Annotated in this window: 20 protein-coding genes and 3 pseudogenes; 16 read left to right on the forward strand and 7 right to left on the reverse strand. The window is 56.8% G+C overall.

Going from position 1 to position 17,292, the window contains the following annotated elements:
• Positions 1-53: 53 nt before the first annotated feature.
• Positions 54-464: pseudogene (locus ACWJKU_RS13075) on the reverse strand (tyrosine-type recombinase/integrase); the annotation flags it as partial.
• A gap of 141 nt (positions 465-605) precedes the next feature.
• Positions 606-1,870, reverse strand: a protein-coding gene (locus ACWJKU_RS13080) for an IS3 family transposase (protein ID WP_454142769.1) whose coding sequence is annotated in 2 segments (ribosomal slippage) — positions 606-1,558 and positions 1,558-1,870 — 1,266 coding nt in all. Because the reading frame shifts where the segments join, the coding sequence is not laid out codon by codon here.
• 51 nt (positions 1,871-1,921) lie between these two features.
• Here ACWJKU_RS13080 and ACWJKU_RS13085 point away from each other — a divergent pair.
• From ACWJKU_RS13085 to ACWJKU_RS13100, 4 genes and pseudogenes are all read left to right on the forward strand, one after another.
• Positions 1,922-2,122: pseudogene (locus ACWJKU_RS13085) on the forward strand (transposase); the annotation flags it as partial.
• Positions 2,123-2,133: 11 nt separating this feature from the next.
• A complete protein-coding gene (locus ACWJKU_RS13090) occupies positions 2,134-2,994 on the forward strand; it encodes an IS3 family transposase (protein WP_454148137.1) in 861 nt (286 codons plus the stop codon).
• 282 nt (positions 2,995-3,276) lie between these two features.
• Entirely contained in the window at positions 3,277-3,591 is a 315-nt protein-coding gene (locus ACWJKU_RS13095; RefSeq protein ID WP_454142771.1) for a hypothetical protein, read from the forward strand.
• 61 nt (positions 3,592-3,652) lie between these two features.
• Positions 3,653-4,015 carry a GNAT family N-acetyltransferase gene (locus tag ACWJKU_RS13100; RefSeq protein WP_454142773.1) on the forward strand — a complete coding sequence of 121 codons (363 nt, stop codon included), beginning with the start codon at positions 3,653-3,655 and terminating at the stop codon, positions 4,013-4,015.
• Positions 4,016-4,030: 15 nt separating this feature from the next.
• Here ACWJKU_RS13100 and ACWJKU_RS13105 read toward each other — a convergent pair.
• Positions 4,031-5,196 (reverse strand): IS3 family transposase gene (locus ACWJKU_RS13105; RefSeq protein ID WP_454142624.1). Its coding sequence is split into 2 segments (ribosomal slippage): positions 4,031-4,941 and positions 4,941-5,196, totalling 1,167 coding nucleotides; the frame shifts between segments, so codons are not numbered across the junction.
• A 275-nt stretch (positions 5,197-5,471) separates the two neighbouring features.
• Here ACWJKU_RS13105 and ACWJKU_RS13110 point away from each other — a divergent pair.
• The 3 genes and pseudogenes from ACWJKU_RS13110 to ACWJKU_RS13120 all read left to right on the forward strand — a co-directional run.
• Positions 5,472-5,693, forward strand: a complete 222-nt coding sequence (locus ACWJKU_RS13110) for an addiction module protein (RefSeq protein ID WP_454142775.1) — start codon at positions 5,472-5,474, stop codon at positions 5,691-5,693.
• Positions 5,694-6,092: 399 nt separating this feature from the next.
• On the forward strand, positions 6,093-6,947 hold the full coding sequence (locus ACWJKU_RS13115) for a hypothetical protein (protein WP_454142777.1): 855 nt from the start codon (positions 6,093-6,095) through the stop codon (positions 6,945-6,947).
• A gap of 132 nt (positions 6,948-7,079) precedes the next feature.
• A pseudogene (locus ACWJKU_RS13120) lies at positions 7,080-7,247 on the forward strand (hypothetical protein); the annotation flags it as partial.
• A gap of 98 nt (positions 7,248-7,345) precedes the next feature.
• On the opposite strand, the gene ACWJKU_RS13125 reads toward ACWJKU_RS13120, so the two are convergent.
• Complete coding sequence (locus tag ACWJKU_RS13125) at positions 7,346-7,483, reverse strand: hypothetical protein (protein WP_454142779.1); 138 nt, start codon at positions 7,481-7,483, stop codon at positions 7,346-7,348.
• Between the two features lie 17 nt (positions 7,484-7,500).
• Here ACWJKU_RS13125 and ACWJKU_RS13130 point away from each other — a divergent pair, with 17 nt between their 5' ends.
• From ACWJKU_RS13130 to ACWJKU_RS13165, 8 genes are all read left to right on the forward strand, one after another.
• Positions 7,501-7,743, forward strand: a complete 243-nt coding sequence (locus tag ACWJKU_RS13130) for a hypothetical protein (RefSeq protein WP_454142781.1) — start codon at positions 7,501-7,503, stop codon at positions 7,741-7,743.
• Positions 7,744-7,851: 108 nt separating this feature from the next.
• A complete protein-coding gene (locus tag ACWJKU_RS13135; RefSeq protein WP_454142783.1) occupies positions 7,852-8,631 on the forward strand; it encodes a class I SAM-dependent methyltransferase in 780 nt (259 codons plus the stop codon).
• Positions 8,632-8,716: 85 nt separating this feature from the next.
• Positions 8,717-9,379, forward strand: coding sequence for a DJ-1/PfpI family protein (locus tag ACWJKU_RS13140; RefSeq protein WP_454142785.1), 663 nt, complete (start codon positions 8,717-8,719; stop codon positions 9,377-9,379).
• A 39-nt stretch (positions 9,380-9,418) separates the two neighbouring features.
• Positions 9,419-9,931: a hypothetical protein gene (locus ACWJKU_RS13145; protein WP_454142787.1), complete on the forward strand. Its 513-nt coding sequence runs from the start codon at positions 9,419-9,421 to the stop codon at positions 9,929-9,931.
• A 64-nt stretch (positions 9,932-9,995) separates the two neighbouring features.
• Positions 9,996-10,652: an HAD-IA family hydrolase gene (locus ACWJKU_RS13150; RefSeq protein ID WP_454142789.1), complete on the forward strand. Its 657-nt coding sequence runs from the start codon at positions 9,996-9,998 to the stop codon at positions 10,650-10,652.
• A gap of 90 nt (positions 10,653-10,742) precedes the next feature.
• Complete coding sequence (locus tag ACWJKU_RS13155) at positions 10,743-11,042, forward strand: antibiotic biosynthesis monooxygenase family protein (RefSeq protein ID WP_454142791.1); 300 nt, start codon at positions 10,743-10,745, stop codon at positions 11,040-11,042.
• Between the two features lie 212 nt (positions 11,043-11,254).
• A complete protein-coding gene (locus tag ACWJKU_RS13160) occupies positions 11,255-11,590 on the forward strand; it encodes a hypothetical protein (protein ID WP_454142793.1) in 336 nt (111 codons plus the stop codon).
• Between the two features lie 395 nt (positions 11,591-11,985).
• Positions 11,986-12,837, forward strand: a complete 852-nt coding sequence (locus ACWJKU_RS13165; RefSeq protein ID WP_454142795.1) for a radical SAM protein — start codon at positions 11,986-11,988, stop codon at positions 12,835-12,837.
• A gap of 22 nt (positions 12,838-12,859) precedes the next feature.
• Here ACWJKU_RS13165 and ACWJKU_RS13170 read toward each other — a convergent pair whose 3' ends face one another.
• The 3 genes from ACWJKU_RS13170 to ACWJKU_RS13180 form a co-directional block, all read right to left on the reverse strand.
• Positions 12,860-14,272 carry a M20/M25/M40 family metallo-hydrolase gene (locus ACWJKU_RS13170; protein WP_454142797.1) on the reverse strand — a complete coding sequence of 471 codons (1,413 nt, stop codon included), beginning with the start codon at positions 14,270-14,272 and terminating at the stop codon, positions 12,860-12,862.
• Between the two features lie 78 nt (positions 14,273-14,350).
• Positions 14,351-16,063 (reverse strand): potassium channel family protein, encoded by a 1,713-nt coding sequence (locus tag ACWJKU_RS13175; protein ID WP_454142799.1) that lies wholly within the window; start codon positions 16,061-16,063, stop codon positions 14,351-14,353.
• A complete protein-coding gene (locus ACWJKU_RS13180) occupies positions 16,060-16,443 on the reverse strand; it encodes a DUF6394 family protein (protein ID WP_454142801.1) in 384 nt (127 codons plus the stop codon). Before ACWJKU_RS13180 ends, ACWJKU_RS13175 begins: the two co-directional genes overlap by 4 nt.
• A gap of 195 nt (positions 16,444-16,638) precedes the next feature.
• Between ACWJKU_RS13180 and ACWJKU_RS13185 the strand changes: the two genes are divergently transcribed.
• Entirely contained in the window at positions 16,639-17,247 is a 609-nt protein-coding gene (locus tag ACWJKU_RS13185; RefSeq protein WP_454142803.1) for an RNA ligase partner protein, read from the forward strand.
• Positions 17,248-17,292 lie beyond the last annotated feature (45 nt).

Consider the following 17,292-nt stretch of genomic DNA (forward strand, 5'->3'; position numbering starts at 1 on the left):
CGCGGAATTCCATTACTTTCTCCTGCCTCGATACCTTGAGCCGTCATGTTGGCAGACTTAAAGCAAAAACTGGCAATCGTCCGGCTGTAATTCCATGTAGGGCGGAATAGCGTACTCGCGTATTCCAATCGCAAACGATTGTCCGGGAAGCGCCCGGACAACCCTTCCGCCGAATGAGAACGTTCCATTCGGCGCATTACGCTAACGCTCATGCGCCCTACGCGAACTGCTCTCACCTTCTCCAAATAGTGCTTGAACGGTTCCACGGGTGAATCCGGCAGCATCGTTACCCGATCCTTCGCGCCCTTGCCGTCGCGCACAACGATCTGGCGCATCGCGAAATCCACATCCTTGACCCGCAGCCGCACACACTCCATCAAACGAAGGCCAGAGCCATACAACAAACTGGCCATCACCCAATTGCGCCCATCCAAATGGGCGAGCACGCTTTTGACTTCCTGCATCGTTAGCACCACGGGTAAACGCTGGGGCTTTTTAGCCCGTGTCACATTCTCCAGCCAGGGCAGTTCGATCCCTAACACCTCCCGGTCAAGGAACAAGATCGCCTTAAGTGGACCCCTGGTCAAGACAAATTCGAACCGAATTTAAGAGGGTGCCGGATCACTCGCCGCGGAACGGCGCGGCCCCGATTTGGTTTGGTTTGATTTTTCGGCGGTTTCCCCGCCGGTGAAGTTGTCCACGATCCTGGCGCCACCGCCGATGGCGGTCCGGTAGACTTGGTCCGGCGTGAGGTAGCCCAGCGACTGATGTTTCCTCTCCGTGTTGTAGAACTCGAAGTAGCATGTCAGCCCCACCAGCAATTCCGGCAGGCCCGCATAACCCCTCAAATACACGTCCTCGTGCTTGACGCTCCGCCAGAGGCGCTCGACGAAGATGTTGTCCAAGGCCCGCCCGCGCCCGTCCATGCTGATGGCGATCCCGTACTCCGTTAACTTCCCCGTGAAAGCTTCCGCGGTAAACTGGCAGCCCTGGTCGCTGTTGAAGATCTCGGGGGCGCCATAAACCCGGAGCGCCTGTTCCTGGCAGTCCACGCAGAAGCCGCTGTCCAGCGTGTTCGAGACCCGCCAGGCCAGCACCTTGCGCGAGTACCAGTCGATCACCGCCACCAGATACACGAACCCACGGGGAAGGCGCACGTACGTGATGTCCGCGCTCCAGACCTGGTCCGGACGGTCGATCTCCACGCCCCGCAACAGGTAGGGATACACCGGGTGTCGGGGATGCGGACGGCTGCTATTGGGCCCGGGCGCCATCCCCGCCAGCCCCAACGTCCTCATCAGCCGCTGGACGCGCTTGCGGTTGACCCGGTATCCCAGATCACGCAGGTAGATCGTCATCCGGCGGCTGCCGTAGAAGGGATGCCGGGTGTATTCCGCGTCGATCAGCGCCAGCAGTTCCAGGTCCTCCGAATCGGGCTCCACCTCGCGGCGGGGCGCATAAAGGATCGAGCGGGAGACGCCCGCCAGGGCGCACTGGCGGCTCGGCGCCAAGGGTCCCTCCCGGTCGATCCAGCCCTCGCGCTCCCTTAACGGCTGATCCCGGACTTTTTTTTGAGCCAGTCCAGTTCCATCTTCAGCCTCCCGATTTCGGAATACAGCCGCTCGGGACTCGCCGACTCGTCCACCGGTTTCGGGCCGCGTTTGGTCTCGAACAGGCTCCCCGCCTGTTCCTGTAACGCCTTCTTCCACAGTCCGACCTGGGTCGGATGCACCCCGAATTCCTGGGCAATTTGGTTGATCGTCTTCACCTCCCGGATGGCTTCCAAGGCTACTTTCGCCTTGAATTCCCCGCTGAATATCTTGCGTTTCTTCTCGCTCACTACGGACTCCAGTTTCTCCTCCGTCACCATCTTAAATGACTGTCCCGAAAACGGGGTCCACTATAGGCCGAAGCCGGTCGCAACCTGGGGATCAACCCGAAGATGCTGGGGCGATGGATTCAAGAATACCGGGTGGATGAGCAGGAAGCGTTTCGGGGGAATGGCAAACGGACGGCAGAGCAGGAAGAGCTGCGGCGACTGCGGGACGAGAACCGTAGGCTGAAGCAGGAGCGCGATATTCCGGTAAAGGCGGCGGCCTTCTTCGCGAAGGAAGTGGGCTGAGATATCCGTTCATTGATCAGGCGAAGAAGGCTTATTCCGTGAAACGATTGTGCCGTGTGCCGGGGGTGAGCCGGGCGGGCTACTACGCCTTCGTCCGGCGACCGCAGCGCGGTCCAGATTCGATGCGCCAGGCGAAACGGGACGCGGTACGCCAATTGGCGGCCGAATCGGATCACGTTTATGGCTCGCGGCGCATGGCGCGGGAACTTACTCGGCTGGGCTACCGGGTCGGCCGCTATCAGGCACGTGGACTGATGCGCGAGGCTGGGGTGTGGGTGCGCTATCGCCGCCGGTATCGGGTGACGACAAACAGCGCACACAGCCAGCCCGTGTTTCCGAATCGGCTGCAACGGGGTTTCCGAGTAGCAGCGCCGGACCGGGTATGGGCCTCGGACATCAGCTATGTCTGGACGGCCGAAGGCTGGTTGTATCTGGCCGTCGTGATTGACCTATACGCCCGCAAGGTCGTGGGTTGGTCTCTGGGAAAGCGCCTCACCAGCGCCTTGGCATGTGACGCGCTCCGGATGGCGCTGTGGCGCCGGCAACCGCCCCGGGGTCAACTGCTGCATCATTCTGATCAAGGCGTGCAGTATGCCAGCCGGGCGTTTCGGGGCCTGCTGCAGGCGTATGGGATGACAGGCAGCATGAGTCGCAAGGGCGATTGTTGGGATAACGCCGTGGTCGAGAGCTTCTTTGGCTCGCTCAAATCCGAACGGGTCCATTGGCGGAGTTACCAGACCCGAGAAGAAGCGCGCCGGGATATCGTCGAGCACATCACGATGTTCTACAACTGTCGCCGTCTGCATTCGTTCCTGGGTTATCGCAGCCCGGACGAATTTGAGAAGAACGGCCATTTGGCCAATGCCGCTTAACTGGGGTGTCCGCTATCACTTGACCAGGTCATAGGGTACTCCCGTATTCCGCCGGATGGATTCGGTCTCCATGCGGCGCAATACGCGGGTACGCTATTGCGCCCTACCGCGCTGGTCCAGCAGTTTCGGGCCACCTGCGACCGGCGGTGTATTTGCTTCAGCCATGAGCCCCGTCAACATGAAACGAGTTTATAAAATACAAAAGCTTAGGATAGAACATCCCGAGTTATACACCTCATGGATCGGTGTTATACACCTGATGTAGGTGTCTAATACAAAGTTATGCCTCAATTTGAAGGATATAATGTGACAAAAACGGTAACTAAAATAAGCGCCATCGGAACACGCGGCAAAGTAACAGGTAAAATCTTTGTTGCCAAAACGGATTCGTCTGGTCGATACGTGTTAAATAAAAAGACCTCATCAAGTTCTATCGATCCGACTAACAAAGCGGTTAATAAGGTTTTTGCCTCTTCACTTACCGAAGCGGCAAACCTTTTGGCAACTGATGATTATTTGATTAACCTTGTGGACGAAGAAGGAACGCGTGCTCTTCGGGAATTTAAGAAGGTGAAAATTGAATACGCAGAGGCATAACACAGCGCTCAAAGGGATGCTCCGCTTCGCTGCGCGTCCCTTAGCTAGGTGTTAGGCTTTTATGTCCGCGATTGAATACCGCCATAATTTCCCCCTTGCGGCTGCAGATGTGGCTGCGGTTTTCGATGCGTCCGGCATTCGCCGCCCTACCCATGATTTGGCGCGGATTGAACGTATGTTTGCCAATGCAAACCTAATTTTCTCCGCTTGGCATGAAGGCAAGCTCGTTGGAGTGTGCCGCGCCCTGACTGATTTCAGCTATTGTTGCTATCTGTCCGATCTCGCAGTGGATAAGGATTTTCAAAAACACGGCATCGGGTGCGAGCTTATTGCCCGAGTTCGCTCTGCTATTGGAGAAGAGGTGGCGCTCGTTCTACTATCAGCGCCTGAAGCAATGGAGTATTACCCTGACCTGGTCAAGTGATAGCGGACACCCCAGTTAAGCGGCATTGGCCAAATGGCCGTTCTTCTCAAATTCGTCCGGGCTGCGATAACCCAGGAACGAATGCAGACGGCGACAGTTGTAGAACATCGTGATGTACTCGACGATATCCCGGCGCGCTTCTTCTCGAGTCTGGTAACTCCGCCAATGGACCCGTTCGGATTTGAGCGAGCCAAAGAAGCTCTCGACCACAGCGTTATCCCAACAATCGCCCTTGCGACTCATGCTGCCTGTCATCCCATACGCCTGCAGCAGGCCCCGAAACGCCCGGCTGGCATACTGCACGCCTTGATCAGAATGATGCAGCAGTTGACCCCGGGGCGGTTGCCGGCGCCACAGCGCCATCCGGAGCGCGTCACATGCCAAGGCGCTGGTGAGGCGCTTTCCCAGAGACCAACCCACGACCTTGCGGGCGTATAGGTCAATCACGACGGCCAGATACAACCAGCCTTCGGCCGTCCAGACATAGCTGATGTCCGAGGCCCATACCCGGTCCGGCGCTGCTACTCGGAAACCCCGCTGCAGCCGATTCGGAAACACGGGCTGGCTGTGTGCGCTGTTTGTCGTCACCCGATACCGGCGGCGATAGCGCACCCACACCCCAGCCTCGCGCATCAGTCCACGTGCCTGATAGCGGCCGACCCGGTAGCCTAGTCGTCCCAGCTCCCGTGCCATGCGCCGCGAGCCATAAACGTGGTCCGAGTCGGCCGCCAATTGGCGCACTGCGTCCAGTTTCGCCTGGCGCATCGGATCTGGACCGCGCTGCGGTCGCCGGACGAAGGCGTAGTAGCCCGCCCGGCTCACCCCCAGCACACGGCACAATCGTTTCACGGAATAAGCCTTCTTCGCCTGATCAATGAACTGATATCTCAGCCCACTTCCTTCGCGAAGAAGGCCGCCGCCTTTACCAGAATATCGCGCTCCTGCTTCAGCCTACGGTTCTCGTCCCGCAGTCGCCGCAGCTCTTCCTGCTCTGCCGTCCGTTTGCCATTCCCCCGAAACGCTTCCTGCTCATCCACCCGGTATTCTTGAATCCATCGCCCCAGCATCTTCGGGTTGATCCCCAGGTTGCGACCGGCTTCGGCCTGGGTGTACCCGTGTTCGGTCACCAGCCTCACCGCGTCCAGCTTGAATTCCTTCGTATAGCGTTTTCTTGTCATCATCTCTCACCTCAGTTGTAGAGCTTAACTCCTTAACTCAGGTGTCTGCTGGCATTGGACCACGTCACCCCAAGGTCGGCTTCGAGAAAATTGAAAATGGATTCGTTATTAAACGCGCTCGGTAAGTCAAAACCTAACCCAGCGTTCAAGAGGGACGGTCACTATCGCGCCCGCCCCTTGGCTTCACGTTCGGCAATGAGGATGCGGCGGGCGCAGAAGCTCATACAGCAGTGAACTGAAACATTACACGAATCCAACTCTCTTCGGGAGAAGACCCCATGAAAACAGAAGATCTTTTGCGAGAAATCGAGTCACTCCCTGTCGAGGAGCGCGCGCGGGTAGCTGACTCAGTGCTCAAGTGCCTGAACCCGCCAGAATCGGAAATCGACAAGAAATGGGCTGAAGTGGCCAAACGGCGACTGGAAGAGATTAAATCAGGTGCTGTTAAGCCGATATCGGGAGAAGATGTCTTTGGAGAGATCTGGAGACGGTTTTCGTGATGAGGTACTCCTTCCATCCAGAAGCCCAAACGGAGTTCCGATTCGCAATCGATTACTACGAGGAGCGAGAGAAGACACTTGGGTATCAATTCGCGGCGGAAGTCTATGCCGCGATAGAGCGAGGATAGAGCGAGCCATCGCGCATCCGGGATGTGGCCATTTATTGAAGGGGGCGTTCGCCGCTGTCTTGTTCGTCGGTTCCCGTATCGAATTGTGTACCATCACGACGAGAGCAATGCCGAATTGCTGATCCTTGCCGTTATGCATCTTCATCGCGAACCGTACTATTGGGTTCATCGAAACTGATGCCGAACTATACGCTCAACTCGGACTGCCTCAGTCGCTGCGCTCCTTCGGCGGCCGGTTAGCGCAAACGTTGGGCAAGAAAAGGAGGAAATAATGTTTACTTCAAAGACCAAGATTGCCAGAAGGATCACTTCTTTGGTTGTTGCGTTTTTGTTTGTTACTAGTGCTTTTGCCACAACGCTCACAATAGAGGCTGTTGGTAATGGAACTCCGCAGGACGTTGAATGGGTGAGGCAGCAGCTAGATATGGCCACAGGAACGTTTGTACAAATAGATCCAGCGACCGGAGCTGTTACTGTCGGCGCTGGAGGGAATGCCTTGGCGGACTACCTTAGGACGATAGTAAATGCTCCAGAAGCAGTACGCATGGGTGTAGATTCTGCGACTCCTGGGGTCGTACTTGGCAGATGGTATCAAAACGATGCAAATCAGCGGCAGGTTCTGGATGTCGCAGACCTGATGCTATTGCCTATAGGTGACGCAAATACCGTTGGACCTACGCGAGCCTCGGTTCTTTTTCACGAGATTGCACAGATGTATGGCTCGCTCCGCGATGGCACTGCCTATGATGACGCACACACCTATGCGACCGGTATCGAAAACACCGTTTATCAAACTCTAGGGAGCCGAGGGCGGCGAACGAATCCCCAATCTACAGTTTTTGAGGATTCCCAAAATCCTGGCAATTTCAGATCATTTACTGACTTTAGCGCAGATGGGATTGACTGGATCATCGAAGATTTTATAAGAAACCAGGGTGATTTGATAACAACATCTTGGCAACCTGACTGGATGGGACCAATTGACCAGACCGTCCCACGCACTGATCTTCAATGGTTGGGGTATTCAGCGTATCCCGCGCCTGAACCATCTGCTCTTACTTTGTTCTTTGTGGGTTTGGTTGCGCTGGTTTACATGCGGAGAGGGATAGCGCCGGATATAGCCTAACAGCGGCTTCGAGAGGGACGCAGGGCTGTTCGCTGCTCTGAACCTGATGCAAAGTTCGGTTTTTTTGAGAGAAACCTCCCCTGTCTCCTTTAAAGCAGAGTCTATTACCGACCACCGCCGCCCCAAGGGCGGCTGTTCGATCTCCCCCACCTGCGGCTGTTTAGCATTCTGGCCGTCATGAGCGGAGCGACCTCGTACCGACGCATTCATCAGTTCATGAGCACCCACCAGCAGCGCCTCAACGCAGCGTTCGGTTGTCGGTGGCGACGGACGCCGGCCTACAGTTCGATCCGTTACGCCTTGCAGGGGCAAGGCCCGAGCGCGAATCGCCCCGCACTTTCGCGCTCATGCGCCCCCTCGCCGAGCCGGCACCGGTCATCGCCCTTGACGGCAAGACCTTACGGGGCAGTCTCGACCGCTTCGAGGATCGCAAAGCCGCTCAGGTGCTCAGCGCCTTCATCGGTGAAGCGCAGATGGTCCTCGGCCAAATTCTCATCGAAGATGCCGACAAGGACCATGAAATCCAGGCGACTCATCGAAACCTTGGGGCTGAGTGGGCGAATCTACACACTCGATGCGCTGCATCTGCAAAAAAACCGTTGAAACCGTGATCGCCACCGGCAACGATCTGTTGGTGCAACTCAAGGGCAACCATCCCATTTTTGAGGGCTTAAAACAACGCACAAGTGCAGTAGAAAAAGCGATTGACGATGTATTTCGCGCCAACGGATGCAGCGACTCTCGCATTCAAGAATTGCTGAAGCGTTTTGAAATACAAGCTAATCTCAAGCTGTAATCAGGGCATGGTTGACATCACAATCCATCGGACCGTCAAAAGACTATGCTTTTTTCCGTCCAGGGATTTCCAACGCTAGGCATCATCATTTTATTTTGGGTAGAAATAATGAATATTTTAGACACATATGTACTAACAGAACCAAGCATTCAAAATGTGCTTGATATATTTAAAGGGGAATGGTCATCCAAACTTCCTGACAATTTTGGATTGGTTACACAGCCAGGTACCGCTGGATTATTTGAAGATATTCGAATTGCATGGGCAGAGCAAATTTTTGGTAACTTATCCGATTGGAAGGTACTAGAATTAGGACCTTTAGAAGGTGGGCATTCATATATGCTTCAACATAGAAATGCCAATAAGGTTATATCCATTGAAGCCAATACACGCGCCTTTTTAAAGTGCTTATGTATTAAAGAAATATTCAATCTTGATAGGGTAGAGTATAAGCTGGGTGATTTTATGTCCTTTCTTGAAAAGGATAATTCAAGATATGACCTGGTTGTTGCGAGTGGCGTTTTGTATCACATGGAAGATCCTATTAAGTTGCTAAAATTGATCTCAAGAGTCTCCGACAGATTATTCATATGGACTCATTATTATGATCAAAAGATCATATCGAGCAGGGAGGAGCTAAGCCATAAATTCAGTCCTGTTAGCTCATTTGAATATGATGGAGTTATTTATGAGTCCTCTACACAATCATATAAAGATGCTTTAGCGTGGTCAGGTTTCTGTGGCGGTCCTAAACCAGTCAGCAGATGGTTGACTCGAGAAAGTATAATAAAAGCATTGGAGCAGTTTGGATTTGCAGATATACAAATTAATTTCGATCACCTTGACCATCCAAATGGCCCTGCATTTGCCATCTGTGCTAAAAAATAGATGCCTAACACGAAGCTCCACCGGGCTCGCTAACCGCTTGCCGGCGAGCTTTGTCGTTATACATAACCATAAGGAAGGACTAATTGTGCACCAAATTTCGATTGTCATCTTTGATGAGTTTACGGATATTGATTTTTTCTTAATGAGAGACATCCTGGGACGGACAAGCACAGACTGGAAAGTAAAAGTTCTTGGCACAAAAAGCACCCACATATCCACGCTGGGTATAACGGTAAAAACCGATGGTCATGTATCAGAGGCAAATGCCTCTGACGTGGTTTTGTTTGTTAGTGGTTATAAGGGTGTGCCGGCCGCATTGAAAGATGAAGAATTTATGTCTTCCTTCAAATTGAATCCACAAAAACAACTCATTGGCTCCGTCTGCGCCGGTTCATTTATCTTATCCAGGCTTGGTCTATTAGAAGGTATCCAAGCGACAACGCATCCGGATGCTAAGCCGGATCTTGTAGCTATGGGTGTCGATGTTCAAGACAAAGCACTGGTCGTAGAAGGCAATATTGCTACGGCAGGCGGGTGCTTATCCGCGCTATATCTGACGGGGTGGTTGGCTGAACGTTTGTGTGATGAATCCAAGCGACGTGAGATACATAGGCAGCTCATTCCGGCGGGACAGGCTCGCATTTTCGAAGATCTCATTAAGTCATCGATTGAGGCTGCGAAGGTGAGCGCATCGCATAACACAGCGCTCCAGCCGACGTTAGGCCGCGACACAACCTTCCTCGGCTGAGCTTGGCGTTAGCCGTATTGGAAGGAGCGAACCGCCAGCATGAATCGGCAGTGGAGCAAGCTAAAGAAGTCCTTCGAGGAGAGGCTAGCCCCCGAGCTTCAGGGTGTCGTTTCCATTCACGTCACGGCTTTTCGCTCGGGCGGCCGTGGCTGGCTTCGCTATGCTGGCGAGGAAATCGTAACCACGGAGGTGCCGGGTTTTCTGTACTCCATCGGTGGCCATCGTTTCTGTAACGAACTGCTCAACGGCCAAACCATCGAGCTCGGTCGGGCGTGTGGAGGGCTGTTGCAACTCTCGCCGGAGATCTGCCGTCGCTCGCCGAACCCCTATATCCGTGGCCTGTTTGCGTTGGAGAAGAGATGTGGTCGTCGCACATTGCGCGTCATGATGGCGGAAGAACACGAACCCTTCGCAGTCCTGCTCATGTCGTTGCGCCAGCACTCGCTCGGACAACTCGTGGAGCCATACGCTTGTCCTGGTTGCGGTAGGCAGTTGCTGCCGGAAAAATGGCTAGGCTCGGGCAGTAACTCCGAAAAACGAAGAAGCGACTAACAAGCCGCTGGAGCCGACCGCGTTACACGCGGCGGCTCAGCGGTGGCGTTGGGCATCTCAGCAAATGAACAGTATCTGTGTAATCTTTGATTTGGACGGTACGCTCGTAGACAGCGAGGGACTTTGCAACCAAGCGTTTCTTGATCTGCTTCCGCAGTTGAATGAGACGGTCGATTCATTGACTCTGCGCTATCGCGGCAAAAAGTTGGCCCTAATTCTGGCCGATATTGAGAGCCGCCTTTGTCATAAGTTGCCGGATACGTTTGAAAAACGTTATCGCCGGCGTGTTTCAGAGCTCTTCTCTCGCGAATTAAAGCCGATGCCCGGCGTTGTCGAAATGCTCGAATCCATTAACTTCCACAAGTGTATTGCCTCAAGCGGGCCTCTTTTGAAAATCCGTCAATCGCTGCAAGTCAGTGGCCTCACATCTTACTTTGGCGATAGCCTATTCAGTTCGTACGAGGTCGGTTCTTGGAAACCAGAGCCGGGGTTATTCCAATACGCAGCCAACGCAATGGGCTTTTTACCCGGCCAATGCGTGGTTGTAGAAGATAGTGATGTGGGAATTCGTGCAGCCGCGGCAGCAGGAATGAAAGCATTTCAGTATCTGCGAGATGGCGAAATCTCGCTATATGGAGATGGAGTGCCATTTGACGATATGTCGCAGCTTCCCTTGTTGCTTTCTCAATTTGCTGGCAATGCCCAACCCACCGTTCCGTAGGACGCTGCGCGATGAAGCCGCGCAACGCCTCTGAACTCAAACGTTGGACAGTCGAACTGCGTCGCACTGGCAATTTACAGGAGGAATTAAATGATCACGGTTGTTTGGGATACTTGGCTGAAACCCGGCACGGAAGAAGAAGGGCTGCGTCTTACGCGCCAAGTTTGGTCTGACATGCAGAGCTTTGACGGCTTTATCTCGCATCAAATTCTCATTGATGAGGATGCTCCGGGGCACATCATGGCTCTCGCTAAGTGGCGGAGCCGCGCGGATGCGGATGCTGTCCGGGAAAAATACAAGGACTCCGAGACGATTCGCCAACTCACTCCCCTTCTTGCTCGTCCCCGTGACCGCTGGATTACGCGCGAAGATCAAGAGGGATGCGCCTAACCCGGCGCTGGAGAGGAAAGTCGCGAAAAACGCGGCGTCTCTCAGCTAATGCGTTAGGCTTGGTCACAACCACACGCTCTAGAAGCGTATAAAAACCCTTAGCGCGAAAATTTACCCTAATTAGCATTCAACGAATTACAGGCTTGAAAATGCTCAAAAGTAGGTTTTTTATACAGTTTTGTCAGTCTAAAAAATAATTACGGAGAAAAGCGGTGAACAAGTCATTCGCCATGCTCGGTTTAATCACAATGACTTTATCGAGTTGCGCAACAACCCCATCATCAAAAGTGGGCGCCATAAAGGATACGGATTATTATCTGCTGTCGACTACGGAGTGTAAGTTTGTCGGAAGCGTAAGCGGTACTTCTGGATGGGGAAGTTGGGAAAATATTGCCTCGGTGATAGTTCCCGCATCCGCAAGAATCAATCATGCAAAAAATGAAGCTAAGGAACAGGCCGTTCGTCTCGGTGCAACTCATATCATGTGGCTATCTGTGACAGGGGCTTCTAGTCCTAATGTAACCGGCGAGGCATACAAATGCAGGTGAGGTCTGCCACGATGCTCTAGCCGGCGTCAGGCGCTTCGCGGGCCTTTCGGTGGCGGCGCCGATTACCGCTGACATGCGGCGCCCCGTGCGCCCCCGCTCGTCTCGTCCGGGCTCGACAAGAGGTCCGGACATCGCCCGCAGATGACTCGACGCCCGGCCGCGATGCGGGCTTCCGGGGACTATTCGACTCGCTCGCTCCATGTCTCGCAGCGGAGGCTGTCTTCAGCGTATATTGGGTAGTCGAAACTTTCGAAGATTCCCTTGCGGGTCTTTCAATGTGAAGATGAGAATGTCATCTTGATCGCCGCCGTCATGCGCCTGCGCCGGGAGCCGGGGCATCGGAAACATTGCCTCCGACCCAACCTAATCAGACTCCGCCGTCTCACGCCACATCCATGCGCCAACTCACCACCACCGACCACAGCCGCGACAGCGCAGGTCTTACCTACGTTTACCCGGTCGTTTCCCGCCGTTCCGGCGGGCTGTCCGTCGGCATCAATCTCAATCCCAACAACGCCTGCAACTGGCGCTGCGTCTATTGCCAGGTGCCGAATCTCGTCCGCGGCGCCGCGCCCGACATCGATGAAGACCGGTTGCGGGAGGAACTTCGCGGGCTCTTGAACGATGTTTTGCGAGGCGATTTCTACGAACGGTTCCGGATGCCGAGCGAACAGCGCGCCATCAAGGACATCGCCATTTCGGGAAACGGCGAACCGACCAGTTGCAAAACCTTCGACCGGATCGTCGAACTGATCGGTGCGGTTTGCGGCGAGTTCGGGCTGCTCGGCAAGATCAAGCTGGTGCTCATCACCAACGGCAGCCTGATCCACAGGCCGGTCGTGCAGGAAGGGCTGAAGCGCTGGCGCGAGTTCGGGGGCGAGGTCTGGTTCAAGATGGACAGCGCGACGGCCGAGGGCATGCTTCGGATCAACCAGGTCAACCGCAGCCCGGAGGCCGTGCGCCGCAATTTGGAGATCTGCGCGGGGCTTTGTCCTACCTGGATTCAAACCTGTCTGTTCGCGTTCGACGGCGAGCCGCCTTCGGAAGCGGAACGACGCGCCTATTTAAGCTTCCTGGCGGACCTCGAACGTCGAGACGTGCCGATCCGGGGCATCCTGCTCTACGGTCTCGCACGGCCGTCGATGCAGAGCCAGGCGCCGCGGCTCTCGGCTTTGCCGGCGGAAGCGTTGGAAACGATGGCGGAACGTATAAGGACGCTCGGGTTTACGGTTAAAGTCAGCCGCTAGGCTTATCCTTCCTCCGCCGAACTCAGCCGGCCATCTCCGAGTACCGGGCCACGATATAAGCCACGCACGCCGTCAGCTTCTTCGCATAGGGAATGTGCAGGAATTCGTTCGGCCCGTGGGCGTTGCTCTTGGGGCCCAAAACGCCGGTGATCAAGAATTGCGCGTCCGGAAACCGCTCGCCGAGCATGCCCATGAAGGGGATGCTGCCGCCGAGTCCGAGATAGGCCGCATCGTGGCCGTAAAAGGTTTGCGAGGCTTCGCTCGTGGCCTGCTCCAGCCAGGGCGCCAGGGCGGGAGCGTCCCAGCCGGTTCCGGCCTGTTCGAATTCGACGCCGATCTCGGCGCCGTAAGGCGGATCGGCGGTCAATACCCGTCGGATGATGTCCTGCGCCTTCAGGCTGTCCACCGTCGGCGGCAGGCGGAACGACAGCTTGAACGCGGTATGGGCGCGCAGCACGTTGCCGGCCGATTTCAGCGGCGGCATGCCGTCCTGCCCGACCACCGAAAGCGTCGGCCGCCAGGTATTGTTCAGCAGCAGTTCGGCCGGATCGTCGCTCACCGGGCGGAGACTCGGCGCGACGCTGAAACTCTCGAGCACGCCGGAGCCCAGTATCGCAGCGGCCGCTTTCGCCTGTTTCTGCCGCTGAACGGGAATTTCGGCATGGAATTCCGGCAGGCGAATGTCGCCGGTCGCCGGGTCTTCCAGGCGGTCCAGCAACTGCCGCATGATCCTCATGGACGAAGGTACGATGCCGCTGGCGATGCCGGAATGGGCGGATTCGGTCAGCACTTTCACGTCGACGATGCAGCTCACCAGCCCGCGCAGGGAGGTGGTCGACCAAAGCCGTTCGTAGTCGCCGGCCCCGGAATCGAGCGCGATCACCAATTCGGGCTTGCCGATCAGATGGGCATGGCTTTCGAGATAAGGCGGCAAATCCGGCGAACCGCTTTCCTCCGAAAACTCGACGAGAATCACGACGCGCGGGCGCTTTCGCCCTTCCAGCGCTTTCAAGGCGGCGATCGCGGCAAAGAGGGCGTAACCGTCGTCGGCGCCGCCCCGCCCGTAGAGCTTGCCGTCCTCGAGCACCGGCGTCCACGGCCCGAAACCGTCGTGCCAGCCCTCCATTTCCGGCTGCTTGTCCAGATGGCCGTAGATCAGCACGGTTTTGTCCAGATCGCCTGGAATGTCCAAGAGCAACAGCGGCGTCCGGCCGGGAATGCCGAGGTCGTGCAGGGTCCAGCCGGGAATGGGATGTGCCTGCAGCCAGTCCACCGCCAGCCGGCGCGCCCGGTTCATGTGGCCGTTCGCCTGCCAGTTCGCATCGAACGCGACCGACAGATTGGGGATTTTGATGTAGTCGATGAGCGCGGGCAGGATTTCGCGGTCCCAGAATTCATCGATGGATAGTCGCAGCGCGTCGGAGTGAATGGTCATCGGTATGTTTTCTCGGCTCTGAGTCGTCGTACGAAAAGTCTGTCACAGCGGGGAACGGGGCGTCCAGGGCGCGGAGGCTCAGAACTCGGTCTTGGCGCCAGTCAGCTTTCGCCACACCCAGCTATGGGCGATTTCCGTGCCGAACAAGACATAGTGCAAGACGCTGAAATTGCGGAGGATCGACTGCTGGTCCGAAATGGCCGACGACAGCCCGGCGAACAGGATGCTGTCGCCCTCGCGCAGTATGAACTCCAGCTCCGGGGTCTCGATTTCCTCGGCGCCCCGCACCACCATCAACGGAATGCAGGGCATCCGCCGGCTACGGTCGGCGGGATTCCGCAACACGGTATCCATGCGGATGGTCGCGCGGCGGATCGTCTCGACGACCGCCGGGGCCTGCCGGCTGTCGAGGGTTACGCTCCAGGTGGCGGGAACCTGCGTCCCCGTCGCGGCGGAAATCCGGGCGATGACCTTGTCCGCCCAGGCATCGTCGGTGCGCTTGACGATCGCGAGAAAGCGCGGCAGCAGGGGCGTCGTCAGGATCGCCAGGCATTCGTGCGCGATGATTTCGCTCGGCACCACCGTGAAGTCGGAATCGAAGGCCCTGAACAGTTCCCGATTCGCCTGCAAATTCTGCCGGATCACCACGAACAGATGGGGGTTGAGTTCGCGCGCCGTGACCACGATCGACAAGTTATCGATATCGTCGTCGGTGCCGGCAACGATGCCCACCGCCTGGTCGATCCCGGCCTCGCGCAGCGTCTCGGCTCGGGTGCCCTCGCCGACGACCCGGCGCAACCGGCTGGCGCTACCGGGCGGCTTCGGATCGATCAGGGTCACGTCCAGATTTTCGTGCTCGATATGGCGGATGATCGCCTGGCCGAAGCGGCCGTACCCGCACACCAGCCAGCGGCCGCGAGGCGGCTTGCGCTCGGCGGCCGGTTCGGTACCGGGCAGCCCGGTCAGCCACTGGAGCAACTGGTAGGAGCCGGGAGACCGGATCGCCAGCGCGAGGTATTCGCCGAACTTCTCGAACGGCTCGATGATGTGCCGAGTACCGAACGAGGCCATATTGGCGGCCACGTCGACCCTCGTTGCCCGGCACAGCGACGGAATGGCCGGGTTCAAGAGACGCACCGCGACGGCCACGGCGAGATTGGCGGAATCGTCGTTGGTCAGGGCGATGACGCCCTCGCAGTTGGGGCGGGTCAATCCGGCCATGATCAGGTTGTTCGGCAGCCTGGCGTCTCCGATCAGGCCCGGCGCATCCGACCGGTAATCCTGCAAATCCAGCTCGTCGATCCGCTCGGAATCGACATCGATCACCACGAAGCGAATGCTCAGGTGATCCAGCGAACGGGCCAGCAACTGGCCGGTTTCCCCATACCCGCAAATCAGGTAGAACGGCTCTTTCAGCCGCTTTACCGAGTACTCGAAGCGCTGCCCGGTGAGCACTTGCTTGAAACCGCGGTCCTGAACCACGGCAAACAGTTTGCCGATGGCGTAGGCCCAGCCGATCACCGACAGAAAAATGCAAAAAACGACCCAAAGCCGCTGCGCGTCGGTGAAGGCTTGGGGGATTTCGCCGAAGCCGATGGTGGTCGCGGTGTAACTGATGAAATAAAGGGCATGGAAGAAATCCATCCGCCAGGGATTGCCCTGCGCGTCGACCCCGGGAATCAGCACGAGTCCGCCGACCGAAATCGCGAAGATCATGATCAAAACGATCAGCGGCGCCCTCATGTGGCGGAGCGCCACGAAAAAGGCGGTGTTGACCGGTCTCGGATTCATCGGCGCAACGTCACGGTCTCGGCGATCAGGATCGTCACCGAAATGAGATTCGCCAGCAGCGCGCCGCCCGACAGCGAGACCACGCCGGCCATCTCGCCGGGCGTCAATCCCTCGGCCGAGACATGAACCGCGTAGGCCCAGGACACCGCCGCGGCGATCAACTGAAGATCGGCCACCAGGCTGGTGGCCAGATGAATCGCGCCGATCTGGGTGCGATCGCCGAACTTGAGCACGGTGGCGATCAGGTTGACCACGATGGCGGCGAACAGCTCGGAAACGTGATGAAGATGAGGCTTGTCGATTTCGCCGACGAAAAAGCCGAAATTGAGCGTGGCGGCGAGAACGATAAAGAACCCGAAAACGACTTTTTCCAGATTCATGAGATTTTTCTTTCGATGAGCCCGTCTTGCAGGCAACGAGCCGGATTATATCCAGAACCCGGGCCATTCCCGCATCGACCCGACACTTGCCGAACGCAAGCCGCATGGAAACGGGCCCGGCGCGCCGCGCGCGGACGGTTGACGGCCCTCGATCCGGTTGGCTATAACCTCCCGAAACCCTGTCGGGAGTCCGCCATGACCGAGCGCTTCGTCCTCGATACCAGCGTTTTCACCAATCCGGACATCTATGCTCAATTCGGCGCCGACTCTCCGGGCGCCATCCTCGGCTTTCTCGAACTGGTCCGCCAAACGTCCGTCGAATGTTTCATGCCGCGCTCGGTATACGACGAGCTTCGCCTCATGAAAAATCTCGGCAAACTGCCGCCGGCTTTCGAGGCCAGCGTGCGCATCCGCTCGCCGCGCAAGTTCAATTTGCAGATTCCCGCCCAGATCGTTTACGAACTCATCGAAGAAGTGCGCAAACGCATCGACCGCGGCCAGCACATCGCCGAGGAATACGCCAAGATGGTCCGAGAAACCGGCGAAATCCAGGATGCCGGGCGGGTCATCAACCGGCTCAGGGAGCGTTACCGGGAAGCGTTGCGGCAGGGCATCATCGACAGCCGCGAAGACATGGACGTGCTGCTTTTGGCGTACGAATTGGATGGCGTCCTGGTGTCCGCGGACGAGGGCCTCAGAAAATGGGCGGACAAAGTCGGCGTGAAAATCCTGATGCCGGAAAATCTTCGCAGCGTCCTGGAAACCTTAATCGAACACCGCCCTCCCCGCCAGCCAGCGACGTAGGATGAGCAAAGCGCAGCGTGCCCATCGAGACACTCCGAAAAACGC

It is taken from the genome of Methylocaldum sp. MU1018, from assembly GCF_053646775.1.